The organism is Rhizobium sp. C1 (assembly GCF_021026335.1).
Lineage (GTDB): Bacteria > Pseudomonadota > Alphaproteobacteria > Rhizobiales > Rhizobiaceae > Ensifer_A.
Genome location: NZ_JAJNCY010000001.1, coordinates 142,551 through 157,773 on the forward strand (window position 1 = coordinate 142,551; position 15,223 = coordinate 157,773).

At 61.8% G+C, this 15,223-nt stretch carries 13 protein-coding genes; 8 read left to right on the top strand and 5 right to left on the bottom strand.

The features are described from left to right. Positions 1-202: 202 nt before the first annotated feature. Entirely contained in the window at positions 203-1,153 is a 951-nt protein-coding gene (locus LQK83_RS00670; RefSeq protein WP_230835368.1) for a flagellin N-terminal helical domain-containing protein, read from the top strand. 17 nt (positions 1,154-1,170) lie between these two features. Here LQK83_RS00670 and LQK83_RS00675 read toward each other — a convergent pair whose 3' ends face one another. After that, a complete protein-coding gene (locus LQK83_RS00675) occupies positions 1,171-1,647 on the bottom strand; it encodes a tRNA (cytidine(34)-2'-O)-methyltransferase (RefSeq protein WP_230835369.1) in 477 nt (158 codons plus the stop codon). 430 nt (positions 1,648-2,077) lie between these two features. On the opposite strand from LQK83_RS00675, the gene LQK83_RS00680 reads away from it, so the two are divergent. Beyond that, positions 2,078-3,940 carry an ABC transporter ATP-binding protein gene (locus tag LQK83_RS00680; protein WP_230835370.1) on the top strand — a complete coding sequence of 621 codons (1,863 nt, stop codon included), beginning with the start codon at positions 2,078-2,080 and terminating at the stop codon, positions 3,938-3,940. 679 nt (positions 3,941-4,619) lie between these two features. Here the strand turns inward: LQK83_RS00680 and LQK83_RS00685 are convergent. Then, entirely contained in the window at positions 4,620-5,027 is a 408-nt protein-coding gene (locus tag LQK83_RS00685) for a hypothetical protein (protein ID WP_230835371.1), read from the bottom strand. Positions 5,028-5,276: 249 nt separating this feature from the next. Between LQK83_RS00685 and LQK83_RS00690 the strand changes: the two genes are divergently transcribed. Beyond that, positions 5,277-7,154, top strand: a complete 1,878-nt coding sequence (locus LQK83_RS00690; RefSeq protein ID WP_230835372.1) for an ABC transporter ATP-binding protein — start codon at positions 5,277-5,279, stop codon at positions 7,152-7,154. Positions 7,155-7,235: 81 nt separating this feature from the next. Here the strand turns inward: LQK83_RS00690 and LQK83_RS00695 are convergent, their stop codons facing one another. Beyond that, positions 7,236-8,525 carry a sugar MFS transporter gene (locus tag LQK83_RS00695; protein ID WP_230835373.1) on the bottom strand — a complete coding sequence of 430 codons (1,290 nt, stop codon included), beginning with the start codon at positions 8,523-8,525 and terminating at the stop codon, positions 7,236-7,238. A gap of 705 nt (positions 8,526-9,230) precedes the next feature. On the opposite strand from LQK83_RS00695, the gene petA reads away from it, so the two are divergent. The 5 genes from petA (at position 9,231) to LQK83_RS00720 (ending at position 13,727) form a co-directional block, all read left to right on the top strand. Further along, complete coding sequence (gene petA, locus LQK83_RS00700; RefSeq protein ID WP_269065241.1) at positions 9,231-9,794, top strand: ubiquinol-cytochrome c reductase iron-sulfur subunit; 564 nt, start codon at positions 9,231-9,233, stop codon at positions 9,792-9,794. A 17-nt stretch (positions 9,795-9,811) separates the two neighbouring features. Then, entirely contained in the window at positions 9,812-11,068 is a 1,257-nt protein-coding gene (locus tag LQK83_RS00705; protein WP_230835375.1) for a cytochrome b, read from the top strand. Between the two features lie 26 nt (positions 11,069-11,094). After that, a complete protein-coding gene (locus LQK83_RS00710) occupies positions 11,095-11,970 on the top strand; it encodes a cytochrome c1 (RefSeq protein WP_230835376.1) in 876 nt (291 codons plus the stop codon). Positions 11,971-12,096: 126 nt separating this feature from the next. Next, entirely contained in the window at positions 12,097-12,636 is a 540-nt protein-coding gene (locus LQK83_RS00715) for an adenine phosphoribosyltransferase (protein ID WP_112696458.1), read from the top strand. Positions 12,637-12,674: 38 nt separating this feature from the next. Next, the gene (locus LQK83_RS00720) at positions 12,675-13,727 is read left to right on the top strand and encodes a hypothetical protein (protein WP_230835377.1); all 1,053 of its coding nucleotides are present in this window, start codon (positions 12,675-12,677) and stop codon (positions 13,725-13,727) included. Here the strand turns inward: LQK83_RS00720 and LQK83_RS00725 are convergent, their stop codons facing one another. Then, positions 13,728-14,342, bottom strand: coding sequence for a LysE family translocator (locus LQK83_RS00725; RefSeq protein WP_230835378.1), 615 nt, complete (start codon positions 14,340-14,342; stop codon positions 13,728-13,730). Between the two features lie 46 nt (positions 14,343-14,388). Continuing rightward, positions 14,389-15,219 carry an AraC family transcriptional regulator gene (locus tag LQK83_RS00730; protein ID WP_230835379.1) on the bottom strand — a complete coding sequence of 277 codons (831 nt, stop codon included), beginning with the start codon at positions 15,217-15,219 and terminating at the stop codon, positions 14,389-14,391. Between the last annotated feature and the right edge of the window lie 4 nt (positions 15,220-15,223).

Here is a 15,223-nt window from a genome sequence, read left to right on the forward strand (position 1 = left end):
ATGGGGCTGACCCTGAAGCGGCTCGTTGAAGGCCGCGACGCCAAGGCATCTTAGACCGGAAAAACGCCGCGTCACAACCGTTTCCGGGTGCCGCAATTGATTCAATTCCGAGCTTTTGCGGAAACGTCATTTCAATATGTCTGATTTATGGTGATTTTCGAAGGTTTGCGAACTGTTCGCATGAAGGGCACGGGAGAACGCGATGTCCGGCGTATCTTACAATAGCAGTGCAGCCGGCGCTCTGGCGCTGTTGACCGGATCGACCCAGGCGCTGGAAAACCAGCAGCGGGTGATGTCGACCGGCAAGAAGATCAATACCGCCTCCGACAATGCGGCCTACTGGTCCATTTCCAAGGCGATGAACTCGACCGGCATGTCGATGTCGGCCGCTGCCGATGCCTCCGAACTCGGCGCCGCCACGGCGGACGCCGCGAGCCTCGGCATGAGCAAGGCGACCGATATCGTACAGGACATCCAGACCAAGCTGATCATGGCCAAGGCGGTCGGCGCGGACAAGAGCGCGCTCAACTCCGAAATCACCCAGTTGAAGGAACAGCTCGGCACGGTGATGAAGTCGGCCGGTTTTTCGGGTCAGAACTGGCTCTCCAGCGGTTCGGCCAAGCCGGGCACGACCTCGCTCGTCGCCTCCGTTTCGACCGCGCAGGACGGTTCCACGCAGGTCAATTCGCTGAATTTCGATACGTCGAAGACCAACCTTGCCTCGACCGGCAACGCTGCCGACGGTATCCTCACCCAATCCTATTCGGTAACGACGAAAGCCGGCAACACCTATGACTATCATCTGCTGGATGTCGGCTCGGCCACACCGGCCGGCGGCAGCGAAATCGCGGTTTCCAGCACGACCAGCAATGACGAGATCGACGGCATGCTCTCAGCCGTCGGCGGCATGCTGAACAAGATGTGGTCGGCAGGCTCCGCGCTCGGCTCGGTGTCGAGCAATCTGCAGGGCACGTCCAACGTCATGCAGAAGCTGCAGGACACACTCGCCATCTCGACCGGACGTCTGGTGGACGCGAACATGGAGCAGGTCGCGGCCAACATGGCGGCGGCGAAGGCGGCCTCACAGCTCGGCACCCTCGGTCTGTCGATCGCCAACCAGAAGGGCGCCAATACGCTCGCTCTGTTCCGGTGATCACTCCACGCCATTGATCATGCGGCGGGCGGCGCAAAGCCGTCCGTTTGCCTCAGCGCTTCCCCCGCAATCATCGCCGCCGACAGGGCGACATTGATCGACCGCTGGCCGGGCGCCATCGGGATCAGGATACGCGCATCCGCGCTCTCATGCACATGATCCGGCACGCCGGCGCTCTCGCGGCCGAAGAGCAGGATATCGTCGGGCCTGAATTCGAAATCAACATAGGAGACGGCGGCCTTGGTGCTGGCCAGCACGACGCGGCGTCCGCTTGTTTTGCGCCATATCTCGAAGGCCTCGAAGTTGACATGTCGCGTCATCGTCACCGAGGCGATATAGTCCATGCCGGCGCGCTTGAGGTTCTTGTCGGAGAGCACGAAACCGGCCGGCTCGATAATGTCGACCGTGAGCCCCATGCAGGCGGCAAAGCGCAGGATCGTGCCGGTATTGCCTGGAATGTCCGGCTGGTAGAGGGCGATTTTTAGATCGGGCATTTGTCGGCTCTTCTTCGAATTCTGATTCAACGGCTTTAGAACCTGATTCCATTAGGCTTTGCAGTGCGTTGAATACAAATAGTTTTACAGCGTTGCTTTCATATCTGTGGCGATGCTGCCACAGATTGTCAGGAACGCCGCCTATTGATCTTTGAGGGTGGTCAAGCGGGTTGAACGCGGTTATGTTCGTCACCACTTTCAACCCGATCAAGGAGGAGGCATTGATGGATCACATTCCGGTCTGGCGCATTCGCCTTCTTGTCCATATCTGGGCCGACATCCGGCTGTCCTGACGGGTTATAGAATTTCCAGTCCCATTGCGGAAATTTGCGTTCGGACCTTTGCGCCGAAGCTGACCTGTCATCGTCCGGATTCCCTGTTTCAATAGTTTGCCCGCATCTGAAGACGGGCCCAAGAGGAGAGAACCGCCATGTTCGGCTGGTTTGAAAAACGTATCAATCCGTTCCCGCCGGAGGTTCCGGAAACGCCGCCGGCGCGCTTCCTGGCCTTCTGCATGCATTATTCTAAAGGCGTCGTTGGCTGGCTCGTGCTGATGGCGGTGCTGACCGCGATGATCTCGGTCGGCGAAGTCATGCTGTTCAGCTTCCTCGGCAATATCGTCGACTGGCTGACAAATGCCAATCGCGAGACATTCCTTCGGGATGAAGGTGTGCGGCTCGCGCTTATGGGCGGCTTCGTGCTCATCGGCCTGCCGCTGATCGTGCTTGCCCAGTCGCTGATCATGCATCAGGTTCTGCTCGGCAACTATCCGATGATCGCGCGCTGGCAGATGCATCGCTATCTGCTGCGGCAAACAGTGTCCTTCTTTGCCAACGAGTTTGCAGGGCGCGTGTCCACCAAGGTCATGCAGACCTCGCTTGCCGTGCGCGAAGTGATGATGAAGGTGCTCGACGTTCTCGTTTACGTCGTCGTCTACTTCATCTCGATGCTGGCCGTCGTGGCGGCTGCCGACTGGCGGCTTGCCATGCCGCTCGTCTTCTGGCTCTGCGTCTATATCGGTCTGCTCGTCTATTTCATCCCGAAGCTCCGGAAAATTTCCGAAGCGCAGGCGGATGCGCGCTCGATGATGACGGGCCGCATCGTCGACAGCTACACCAATATCTCGACGGTGAAGCTGTTCTCGCATGCGGGCCGTGAAGAGTCCTACGCGAAGCAGGGGATGCAGGTCTTCCTCGACACGGTGCATGGGCAGATGCGTTACGTGACGCTCTATCATTCGCTGGTCTATTTCAACAACGCCGTGGCGCTGTTCCTCGTGGGTGGTCTCGGCCTGTGGTTCTGGCAGTCGGGCGCGGTCGCCATCGGCGCGCTTGCCGTCTCCATGTCGCTGACGATGCGCATCAACGGCATGTCGCAATGGATCATGTGGGAAATCTCGGCGCTGTTCGAGAATGTCGGCACGGTCTATGACGGCATGGCCATGCTGTCGAAGAGGGTGGATGTCATCGACCGGGAAGGGGCCAAAGCCCTTACCGCGTCGAAGGGCGAGATCCGCTTCGAGGGTGCGCGCTTCCACTACGGCAAGAACAAGGGCGTCATCGAACATCTCGATCTGGCGATTGCGCCGGGCGAGAAGATCGGTCTGGTCGGCCGCTCCGGTGCCGGCAAGACGACGCTCATGAACCTGCTGTTGCGCTTCTACGATCTGGAGGCCGGGCGCATCACGCTTGACGGGACGGATATCGCCTCGCTCGAGCAGGATTCGCTGCGCGCGCAGATCGGCGTCGTCACGCAGGATACCTCGCTGCTGCACCGCTCCATTCGCGAGAATATCGCCTATGGCCGGCCGGATGCCTCGGACGAGGAGATCGTCGCGGCGGCGAAGCGTGCCAATGCCTGGGACTTCATCGAAACGCTCGAAGACCAGAAGGGCCGCCGTGGCCTCGAGGCTCAGGTCGGCGAGCGCGGCGTCAAGCTCTCCGGCGGCCAGCGCCAGCGCATCGCCATTGCCCGCGTCTTCCTCAAGGATGCGCCCGTGCTCATCCTTGATGAGGCGACCTCGGCACTGGACTCGGAAGTCGAAGCCGCGATCCAGGAAAACCTCTTCGCCCTCATGCAGGGCAAGACGGTGATCGCGATCGCCCACCGGCTCTCGACGCTGACCGAGATGGACCGCCTCGTCGTGCTCGAACAGGGCGCGATCGCCGAGACGGGGACGCATGGCGAGTTGCTGCAGCAGGGTGGTCTCTACGCCAGCCTCTGGGCCCGGCAGTCGGGCGGGTTCCTGGCGGATGACACCGAGCAGGGCGAGATGGATCAGGCGGCGGAGTAGAGGGGGCTGCGACGCAGGAGCGGTACACCCTCTCCTGCGTCATCCTCGGGCCTGTCCCGAGGATCTGCTACGGTCGAATTTCTGCTGCACCGTCAATTGCTTGGCTTCGTCAGCAGATGGTCGGGACAGGCCCGACCATGACGGCGTTGAATGTGGTGCCGCGGCTGTCTCACGTGAACGTCCGAGAGAAAATTTCGTCCCTCAATTTCCCCGCACTCTCAACTCCCCTTATCCTGAACCCCTCCCGTCACCGGATGGGCCAGCGACGACTGGCTCAGGCGGGAGGAGAGCTTGATGATGTCCATCGTAACGTGCGGCGGATGTCATCAGGGGGCGCGGGCGGCGATGGATCTGACACATCCAGCGAAACGACTCCCCCGATGGGCTGCGAATAGCTCGGCGGCCTGGCTACGCCAGAGAACCCGTCTGCCTCCGCAGGCGGTTTAGCGAGGCGGCCCGCGCTTGAGGAATGGAGTCGGATGAGGCTCCCCTTGGCAATCTCGACGGGTCGCGCTGGCGCTCCGCCGTTTTTACTAACTACCAACTGGGCGGCGCGTCAGCGTGGCTCTCCGGAAGCCGATGTCCGAAGACAGGGATGGAGGCGTGAGGACCGGAGCGGAACTCGGGAGAGGTTTTTCCCGAGGGTTTTGGCGTGGCGGGAGCGTGAGGCGTTCGAGCCTCAGAGCTCAAACAAGCTCTCGTCCTCGCGATAAAGCGAACCTTTTCCCGATCGTGCGCGGGACCAGATTTCGTCGTCGGAAAGCGCGGTCTCGATCAGTTCGACCGGCACGCCGGCATCGTTGATGATAGCGACGCGGTAACCGTCGATGGGTTCGTAGGGGCCGAGCAGGAGCTCCTCGCCGGCCATGGCTTCTTCAAGACTGGCAACCTTGAAGGCCGGGTGCGGGACCGTCCGGATGAGCGGGTGAAGCGGCGATGTATCCGTGAAACGGTGCCACTGTATGCGGAAGCGGCCCGGATTGTCCGTCGTGAACATGCCTGCTGCGGCGCTGAAGATTTCGCCATCGCGTTCCTCTGTCGTCGGGATGCCCATATGGTGAAATTCGTAGCGGATATGGTCTTTCATGAATTATCCCGGGATCTGATGGAAGACTTGGAGCGTTTGGTGTGATCACTTCGGTAACATATCTTGTTTCAAGGCATGTCCAGACCGAAAAACAGGTTCCGTGCCGACCCGGAAATGCTCCGGCTTCATGGCCGAATTGTAACACCCCATCCTTGCCGCATGGTGCTAGTCTGAATCCTGACAAACATAGACGCGGGAATCGCTTAGGGTCTCAGCCGGAGATCTGACGAGAAGAGAAAGCAGCCATCCTTGAAGCGCATATTCGAACTGTTCGAGAGCTGGATCCCGCCGTTTGACCGGCGCGATGATCTCACCCCGCCGGAAAATGTGTGGGGATTCATCTGGTTCTATGTAGGGCAGGCGAAGTGGCCGTTCCTGCTGATGATGATCACGGGCGCGATGGTCGGGGCGCTGGAAGCGGCGTTGTTCTGGTTCGTGGGCCGGCTGATCGACATCTTTGCCAGCATTCCGAAGGATGCGGGCTGGAGCGGGCTGATTGCGGCGCATGGGTACGAGCTTGCGGCGATGGTCGTGGTCGTGCTCATAGTGCGCTTCCTGGTGACGGCGATCGGCGCGCTGGTGGAGGAGCAGGCGATCGTTGTCGGCTTCTTCAACATGGTGCGCTGGCAGTCCTATCTGCATGTATCGCGTCAGCCGCTCGCCTTCTTCCAGAACGATTTCTCCGGCCGCATCGTCACCAAGGTCTGGGCAGCGGGGCAGGCGACGGGGGATTTCGTCACCTCCATCCTGCAGGTCGCCTGGTTCGTGGTGATCTATACCGTCTCGACCATGGCGCTGGTGGCGCGGCTCGACTGGCGGCTGGCAGCACTCGTTGCCGTCTGGATCGTCGCCTTCGGAGCATTGGCGCGCTATTTCGTGCCGCGCATCCGCATCCATTCGCGCGATACCGCGGAAGCCGGCTCGATGCTGAACGGGCGGGTGGTGGACGCCTATTCCAACATCCAGACGCTGAAGCTCTTCGGCCGTTCGGAGGACCATGACGCCTTCATCCTGTCCGGCTTCCATACATTCCAGAAGACTGTCACGCGTTTCGCCCGTTTCATCACCGGCGTGCGTTCGTCGCTGGCGCTGCTGTCGGGCATCATGATCTCGACCTTTGGCGCGCTGTGCGTCGATCTCTATCTTGCCGGACATATTTCGGCGGGCGGCGTTGCCTTCTCGTTGGGCCTGGTGCTCAGGCTCAACTTCCTGCTCGGCCGGCTGATGACGCAGCTCAACAGCATCATGCGCAGCCTCGGCTCCATTCAGAACTCGGCGGAGCTGATTTCCAAGCCCATCGAGTTGCTCGACAAGCCGGATGCGCGTGAGTTGATCGCGAAGGAACCGGAGGTCCGCTTCGAGAATATCCGCTTCCACTACGGCAAGGGCGGCGGGGTGATCGAGAACCTCTCGCTCTCCATCCGCCCCGGCGAGAAGGTGGGCATTGTCGGCCGTTCCGGCGCGGGCAAGACGACGCTCGTCAATCTGCTGCTGCGCTTCTACGATCTGGAAGGCGGGCGCATCCTCATCGGCGGGCAGGACATTGCGAGCGTGACGCAGGAGTCGCTGCGCTCGAAGATTGGCATGGTGACGCAGGATACGGCGCTGCTGCATCGTTCGATCCGGGATAACATCATGATTGGGCGCTGGGATGCATCTGAAGCCGATCTGATCGCGGCGGCGGAGGAGGCCGAAGCTTATGACTTCATTCAGGGCCTGAAGGACCAGCGCGGGCGCACCGGCTTCGACGCGCATGTCGGCGAGCGTGGCGTCAAGCTCTCCGGCGGTCAGCGGCAGCGCATCGCCATTGCCCGCGTCATGCTCAAGAATGCGCCGATCCTCGTTCTGGACGAGGCGACGTCGGCGCTCGACTCGGAAGTCGAGGCTGCGATCCAGGACAACCTGACGCGGCTGATGCAGGGGAAGACGGTTCTGGCGATTGCCCATCGGCTTTCGACCATTGCGGCGCTCGACCGGCTCATCGTCATGGACAAGGGCGCGGTTGTGGAGAGTGGCACCCATGCCGAACTGATCGCGCAGGGCGGTCTTTACGCCTCGCTCTGGGCGCGCCAGTCCGGCGGGTTCCTTGCGGATGACGACGACCCGGAAACGCGTCCGGCAGAATAAGACGCAACATTGCGGCCAATCAAAAAGGCGCTGCCGCTTGGCCGGCAGCGCCCTCTTCATGCTTGTCTACAGGGCCTGCAATCAAGCCGGATGGCTGCCCTTCATGCCGTAATAGGCGATGTAGATGTAGCACAGGACCGGCATCAGGAACGCATGCTGGATGCCGATATGGTCGGCCAGCGCGCCCTGCGCCAGCGGCAGGATGGCGCCGCCCACGATGGCAAGGCACAGGATGCCCGAGCCCTGGCTGGTATGGCGGCCGAGGCCGTGCAGCGCCAGCGAAAAGATCGTGGGGAACATGATCGAGTTGAAGAGGCCGATGGCCAGCACCGCCCACATGGCGATCGTTCCGGATGTGAAGATGGTGACGAGCAGCAGCAGCGCTGCGATCGCCGCATTGAAGGCAAGCGCCTTGCCGCCCGAAACGTAGCGCATGGCGGCCGAGCCGATGAAACGGCCGATCATCGCGCCGCCCCAGAAATAGGTGACGTAATGGGCGGCGTCCGCTTCCGACAGATGCGCGATGGAAGCCTCGCCGAGGAAGTTGACGAGGAAACTGCCGACGCTGACTTCCGCGCCGACATAGAGGAAGATGGCCACGGCGCCGAGGACCAGGTGGCGGTGATGCCATGCCGAGCCCGTATCGCTGATCGGCGTCAGGTCTTCCTGGTCGTCGAATTGCGGCAGGCGAAGCGCGGCGAAGATGGCGGCGAGCAGCAGCAGAACTGCCGCCAGGCCCATATAGGGCAGCTTGACGGTGGCTGCTTCCGCCGCCTTGATGGCATCGAGCTGTTCCGCTGTCATGCCGGCGGTCGCGGCGGCCGTGCCACCCAGGATGAGCAAGGCCCCGAACATCGGCGCGACGGTGGTGCCGAGCGAGTTGAAGGCCTGCGTCAGCGTCAGGCGGCTGGCTGCCGTGTCGGGCGGTCCAAGCACCGTCACATAAGGATTGGCGGCGACCTGGAGAAGCGTGATGCCGCTGGCCAGCACGAAGAGCGCGCCGAGGAAGAGCGGGTATGAGCGGGCGCCGGCGGCCGGGATGAAGAGCGCGCAGCCGATGGCCGCCACGACGAGGCCGCAGACGATGCCCCATTTATAGCTGATGCGCTTGACGATCGCGCCGGCGGGCAGGGACACGAGGAAATAGGCGCCGAAGAAGCAGAACTGGATCAGCATCGACTGCGCATAGTTCAGCGAGAAGACATTGCGCAGATGTGGCACGAGAATGTCGTTCAGGCAGGTGATGAAGCCCCACATGAAGAAGAGGGAGGTCAGCGCCACGAGGGCGAAACGGTAGGAGGCCGCAGGCGGGACGGCTGCTGCGGCGGCGGAGGACGCGCCGGCCGCGTTGTTGGGTTGAATGGTGGCCACGGAAAATACCCTTGTCGATTTTCGCAGGCAGCCGCTCGGGGAGGGTGAGGGCTGGCCACGAGATGAAGGCCTCGCCCGGCTTTGGGAGCGCCGGAGCTGCGCCTTAAATGGAGGGCGAACCGCTTCCGGCGGAAGCAATTCGGGTTTGTCGTTGCCGCATCGCCGGTCGGACATTCGCCTGGTCCGGTGAATGCCTTGCCGCCGGCTGCACCCCAGGCCGGACCGACGCCGCGGTGCGGCACGTGGGCGATCTATGGCTCAAGCGACCGCTTGGCAAGCGTTCAAAACGCTTTGACTGCCTTATTTGTTCCTCATCCACCGAAGCGGACAGGAGGATACAGGCAGTGGTGACGGAGGGGCACGGTGCAGGGCGAACCGGTGAGGGGTGGTGATCGCTACGCACGGTTGCGGGCAGCAGGCGGACAAGGTCCCGCGGGTGGCTTTGAAACTGACAAAACCGAATTGCCAAGTCCGTGTGCTTCCAACTGTTTTCGTGGCAGTCTTGATAAAGGTCAAACCTGCCCCTTTTCCCGCGACATTGTGCCATCCCTCCCGCGTCTTCTCTGGACATGAAGTCTGATCAAGCTTAAACCTCGAGCGGATCGAGGGGAATCTGTGGCATTTGTATGTCCCGGATATCGAATCATGGGACGAGGATCGCAATCTTTTGCGCTAGGGGATGATGAAGCCGTGACCGACCACGACATGAACAATCACACCATGGGCGAGCCTACTCGCCGCGACTTTCTCTATCTGGCGACGGGAATGGCCGGCGCTGTGGGTGCCGTGTCTGTGGCATGGCCGTTTATCGACCAGATGCGGCCTGATGCATCGACGCTCGCCATGGCCTCCATCGAAGTCGACGTTTCGGCGTTGACGCCGGGCATGTCGCTGACGGTGAAGTGGCGCGGCAAGCCGGTGTTCATCCGCAACCGCACCGACAAGGAAGTGCAGGAAGCGGCAGCGGTCACACTGGAACAGCTCAAGGATCCGGTTGCGCGCAACCAGAACCTTCCCCCCGATGCTCCCGCGACCGGTGTCGACCGTTCTGCCGGCAAGGGCAAGGAAAACTGGATCGTCATGATCGGATCGTGCACGCATCTCGGTTGCGTGCCGCTCGGTCAGGCGGGTGAATATGGCGGCTGGTTCTGTCCCTGCCATGGTTCGGTCTACGATACGGCTGGCCGTATCCGTAAGGGCCCCGCACCGGAAAACCTGCTGATGCCGATTTTCGCGTTTACAAAAGATACCGTCATCAAGATCGGTTGACGGGAGGGGACCTGATAATGAGTGGTGGACATTCTTCTTACGAGCCGACAAGCGGTCTTGGAAAATGGGTTGATTCCCGTCTTCCCCTGCCGCGCATGGTCTACGATAGCTTCATTGCCTATCCCGTGCCGCGCAATCTCAATTACGCCTACACGTTCGGCGCCATGCTGGCTGTCATGCTGGTGGTGCAGATCCTGACCGGCGTCGTGCTCGCGATGCACTATATCGGTAGCATTGATCTCGCCTTCGGGTCCGTCGAAGGTATCATGCGCGACGTGAACCATGGTTGGCTGCTTCGCTACCTGCATGCCAACGGCGCCTCCTTCTTCTTCATTGCCGTCTATCTGCACATCGCGCGCGGTCTCTACTACGGCTCATACAAGGCGCCCCGCGAAATCCTCTGGATCCTCGGCGTGGTCATCTATCTTCTGATGATGGCAACGGGCTTCATGGGCTATGTTCTGCCCTGGGGTCAGATGTCCTTCTGGGGTGCGACCGTTATCACCGGCTTCTTCTCGGCCTTCCCGCTGGTCGGCGAGTGGATCCAGCAGTTCCTGCTTGGCGGCTTTGCCGTCGGTCAGCCGACGCTGAACCGCTTCTTCTCGCTGCACTATCTGCTGCCCTTCGTGATCGCCGGCGTCGTCATCCTGCACGTTTGGGCGCTGCACGTGACGGGCCAGACGAACCCGACGGGCGTCGAAGTCAAGTCGAAGACCGACACCGTGGCCTTCACGCCCTATGCGACCGTCAAGGACGCGCTCGGCGTGGTCATCTTCCTTCTGGCCTATAGCTGGTTCGTCTTCTACATGCCGAACTATCTGGGCCATCCGGATAACTACACGATGGCCAACGCGCTGAAGACGCCGGCTCATATCGTTCCGGAATGGTATTACCTGCCGTTCTATGCGATGCTGCGCGCCATCACGTTCAATGTCGGTCCGATCGACTCCAAGCTCGGCGGCGTGCTCGTCATGTTCGGCTCGATCATTGTGCTGTTCTTCCTGCCCTGGCTCGATACGTCGAAGGTTCGCTCGGCCGTCTATCGTCCGTGGTACAAGCTGTTCTTCTGGCTGTTCGTGGCAGACTGCATTCTGCTCGGCTGGCTGGGTTCGCGTCAGCCGACCGACACCTACACGCTGATGGCGCAGTTCGGCACGCTCTACTATTTCGGCTTCTTCCTCGTCATCATGCCGGTTCTCGGCCTGATCGAGACGCCGAGGCGGTTGCCAAACTCGATCACGGAAGCCGTGCTCGAAAAGAGCGCCAAGGCCTGATGCGAGCGGTGGAGAGGAACAAAAACATGAAAAAGCTTGTTGCAAGCATCGCTATCGCCGCAACGCTCGTCGGCTTCCGGGGCGTGGCCTCCGCAGCCGAGGAGCACGACCTCAAGGCGCTCACCGAACATGCCATCGAGGGCGGTCACTTCCCGATCCTCAAGCCGAAGAACCAGGAATGGTCCTTCGCCGGTCCGTTCGGCAAGTATGACAAGGCTCAGCTGCAGCGCGGCCTGAAGGTCTACAAGGAAGTCTGCTCGGCCTGTCACTCGATGAAGCTCGTCGCCTTCCGCAGTCTGGAAGAGCTCGGCTACAACGAGGCGCAGGTGAAGGCCTTCGCCGCGCAATACGACGTTCAGGACGGCCCGAACGGGGACGGCGAGATGTACACCCGCAAGGGCGTCCCGTCCGATCACTTCCCGTCGCCGTTTGCGAACGAGGAAGCGGCGGCTGCCGCCAATGGCGGCGCTGCTCCGCCGGACTTTTCGCTGCTCGCCAAGGCGCGCGGCGTGGAGCGCGGCTTCCCGACCTTCATCTTCGACATCTTCACGCAGTATCAGGAAGGCGGGCCGGATTATATCTACTCGCTGCTGACCGGATATACCGAAGCCCCGCAGGGCATTCAGGTGGCTGAAGGCACGCACTTCAACCCCTATTTCGCCGGCGCTTCCGCATTGAAGATGCCGCCGCCGCTCTCCGACGGCCAGGTCACCTATGATGATGGCTCGCCGGCGACGCTTGACCAGTATGCCCACGACGTTGCCGCATTCATGATGTGGGCCGCCGAGCCGCATCTGGAAGAACGCAAGCGCACCGGCTTCATGGTCATGGTCTTCCTCGTCATCTTCGCCGGCCTCGTGTACCTCACGAAGAAGTCGGTCTATGCGAACAAGGAACACTGAGGCCTGAACAAGCCGACGTGAATTCGGAGAGGCGGTCCGCAAGGGCCGCCTTTTTCATGTGCGGTCCAGAATCCGATTGCACCGCTCGTGCCATGCGCTATCAAAGGCCGAAAGGAATCCCATCCCATGACGCTGACTGAAGAACTCATCGCCGCCATCCGCAACATTCCGGACTATCCGAAGCCGGGGATCATGTTCCGCGATATCACGACGCTGCTCGGCAATCCGCGCGCCTTCCGCCGCTCGGTGGATGAGCTTGTGCATCCCTTTGCGGGCACGAAGATCGAGAAGGTTGCGGGCATGGAAGCGCGCGGCTTCATCATTGGCGGAGCAGTCGCGCACCAGTTGTCGGCCGGCTTCGTGCCCATCCGCAAGAAGGGCAAGCTGCCGCATGACACGGTGCGCGTGGCCTACAGCCTCGAATATGGCGTGGACGAGATGGAGATGCATCGCGACGCGGTGCAGCCCGGCGAGAAGGTGATCCTGGTGGACGATCTCATTGCCACGGGCGGCACAGCGGAAGGCGCGGTGAAGCTCCTGAAGCAGATGGGCGCAGACATTGTCGCCGCCTGCTTCATCATCGACCTGCCGGCGCTGGGCGGCCGCAAGAAGCTCGAGGCCTTGGGCGTCGAGGTCCGCACACTGGTCGAGTTCGACGGGCATTGATTGAAGCACTTTCGTGAGGCCGGAGGCTTCGGATACGCATGGCTGAAACATTGCGCGAAAGTCTCGCGGCGGCGGCTCAGGCCGGGATTATCTCTTCCGGACAGGTGGAGCCTCTTTCCCGCTTCGTCGAGGCGCGGGCGGCGCTTCCGGCCGGTGGCGCTACGGACGAGCCCAGCCGCGAGGAAGACAGCGAAATTCCGCGCTTCATCCGCGGTTATCACGACATCCTGATCACGATCGGCATCGTCGTGGTGCTGACCGGCATTGGCGGTCTGGCGCCGATCTATATGGCCGTTGCTGCGGTGGTCGTTCTTGCAGAAATCTTCGTCTATCGGCAGCGGCTGGCCCTGCCGTCCTTCGCGCTGACCATCGCCTTCGCGCTCCTGGCGGGCTGGACGATCATTGTTCTCGATCGTTATGGTATTTCGGGTGAGAAAAATGCCTTGTCGGCCAGTGCGCTGCATATGGCAGCACTTGCGGCAGCGGAATGCGTGGCGCTGGCGGTCTTCTATTGGCGTTACCGCGTTCCGGTCGCTCTGGCCGCCTTGCTGGTCGCTGCCGTCGTCACCGGCACTGTTCTGGTTCTTTCGAGCATCTATCACGGCGATTTCGAAGAGTATGCCACGATGCTCTTCCTGATCGCCGGCGTGGTCCTCGTCGGTGTCGCGATGCGTTTCGACCTGACCGATCCGATGCGGCTCTACACGCGCTCCGACGTTGCCTTCTGGCTCTATCTCGTGGCCGTGCCTTCGATCCTCAAGGGCATTTTCGGGAGCGTGCATCCGCAGACGACACAGGGCGCCGTCCTGGTCGTTGTGGTCGTCGCTCTCATGATGATGGTCGGGCTGCTGCTCGATCGCCGCGCCTTTGTCACCGCCGGACTGATTTATCTCGGCTATGCCTTCGCAGCGCTGATCGACACAGATACCGGCGTGCTGGGTGACCTCGACACGAGCAATCTGATCATGTGGATCCTCGTGGCCATCGGCCTCATCGTGCTCACTGTCGGCTTCGGCTGGCGGTTCTTCCGCCAGCTTCTGCTGAGCGGAATGCCGGAGGCGCTGCAGGCAAGATTGCCCGTTCTGAGATAATCAGCGCTGCTCCATCGCGAGCTTCGTCGCCATGGCGAGTAAGGCGATGCCTAAGGTCCGGTTGATCCATGTGGCTATCGCCGGACGGGCGATCACACGGCTCCGGATGCTTGCGGCAGAAATTCCGTAGAGTGCGAAAACCACGAAGGTCAGCGCCATGAAGACGAGGCTTGCCTCGATCATCAGGCCAAGCGCATCCGGTGCGGCCGCATCGATGAATTGCGGCAGGAAGGCCAGGAAGAACAGCGAAAGCTTCGGATTGAGCAGATTGATCAGGATCGCCTTGATGACGATCGCCATGCCGGTCAGGCCGTTGCCTGCGTCGGTTGCGGCGGGGGCTGAGGCTCTTGATACGATCAGGCCATAGGCCATGTAGGAGAGATAGGCGACGCCGCAGAGCTTCAGCAGGTTGAAGGCCATGGGGCTGCCGTGCAGCACGGCGGCAAGGCCGGTCAGGGCGGCGGCCATATGCGGCACGATGCCGAGTGTGCAGCCGAATGCGGCTATGACACTGCGGCGCGGGCCTTCGCAGAGACCGGTGGCGATCGTGTAAAGCGCCCCGGTGCCGGGCGTGGCAACGATGATCAGGGCGGTGATCATGAATTCGAGGGTCATGCGAGGCTCCTTGTGCTGGAACCTCCTTGTGGCCCCGGTCGGTGCCTCAGGTCTTGAACGGAATTGCAGCAAGCGCTGCGTTCTGAGCGGCTGCCGGCGTCAGACCATAGCGCGTGCGGAAGGCCCGGGTCATGTGGCTCTGGTCGGCAAAGCCACTGGCGGCCGCGGCCTCGGCAAGGGGTGTGCCGGCGAGAATCAGGCGGCGCGCCAGCTGGGTACGACGTTCGACGAGATAGGCATGGGGCGTCAGGCCGGTGGCGCGGGCAAAGGCGCGCAAGGCCTGGAAACGGCTGAGGCCGGCCTCGTCAGCAAGGCTCTGAAGTGAGTGTTTGCCAAGCACATCGTCGTCGATCAGTGCGCGGAGCCGCGCGATCTTGTCTGCCGCCAGCGAGGTATCGCGGCCATCGCGTCGGCTGCCCAGACGCCCATGAAGGAAGGTCAGCAAAGTCTCCTCCGCGGCCAACGGAGAAAGGCGCGCTACGTCGCCGCCGACGATGTCCCGCCATGCGGTGGCAAACCGGATGGCCGCCTCGCCGTCGGCCATCACGGGGTGGTGGAACTCGAGTGCTGCCGCCTTGCCGACATCCAGCCCTTCGCCAATTTTGTCGATCAGGGCAGGGCTGAGATAGAACATGTGCCACTGGCGCGGCTCGCCGCGAACAGGCTTACCGTCGTGAACTTCGCCGGGATTGACGGTGATGACATTGCCCGGGCCAGCCTCAACTTGACCGCGTCCGGAGGCGGAAATCTGGCCGCCTGAAACCACGAGGCCGATGCCGAAATCGTCGTGTGTGTGTCGGGGGAAGCAATGGGCGCTGCGACCCGACACAGCCTGCAGACCTTCGACGCCGGTGGAATGCGCGGCGAAGCCGGCCATTGGG

Excerpts from the sequence above, each read along its gene's own strand:
- LQK83_RS00670 (WP_230835368.1), top strand. The coding sequence starts at position 203 with ATGTCCGGCGTATCTTACAATAGCAGTGCAGCCGGCGCTCTGGCGCTG.
- LQK83_RS00675 (WP_230835369.1), bottom strand. The coding sequence starts at position 1,647 with ATGCCCGATCTAAAAATCGCCCTCTACCAGCCGGACATTCCAGGCAAT.
- LQK83_RS00680 (WP_230835370.1), top strand. The coding sequence starts at position 2,078 with ATGTTCGGCTGGTTTGAAAAACGTATCAATCCGTTCCCGCCGGAGGTT.
- LQK83_RS00685 (WP_230835371.1), bottom strand. The coding sequence starts at position 5,027 with ATGAAAGACCATATCCGCTACGAATTTCACCATATGGGCATCCCGACG.
- petA (WP_269065241.1), top strand. The coding sequence starts at position 9,231 with ATGAACAATCACACCATGGGCGAGCCTACTCGCCGCGACTTTCTCTAT.
- LQK83_RS00705 (WP_230835375.1), top strand. The coding sequence starts at position 9,812 with ATGAGTGGTGGACATTCTTCTTACGAGCCGACAAGCGGTCTTGGAAAA.
- LQK83_RS00710 (WP_230835376.1), top strand. The coding sequence starts at position 11,095 with ATGAAAAAGCTTGTTGCAAGCATCGCTATCGCCGCAACGCTCGTCGGC.
- LQK83_RS00715 (WP_112696458.1), top strand. The coding sequence starts at position 12,097 with ATGACGCTGACTGAAGAACTCATCGCCGCCATCCGCAACATTCCGGAC.
- LQK83_RS00720 (WP_230835377.1), top strand. The coding sequence starts at position 12,675 with ATGGCTGAAACATTGCGCGAAAGTCTCGCGGCGGCGGCTCAGGCCGGG.
- LQK83_RS00725 (WP_230835378.1), bottom strand. The coding sequence starts at position 14,342 with ATGACCCTCGAATTCATGATCACCGCCCTGATCATCGTTGCCACGCCC.
- LQK83_RS00730 (WP_230835379.1), bottom strand. The coding sequence starts at position 15,219 with ATGGCCGGCTTCGCCGCGCATTCCACCGGCGTCGAAGGTCTGCAGGCT.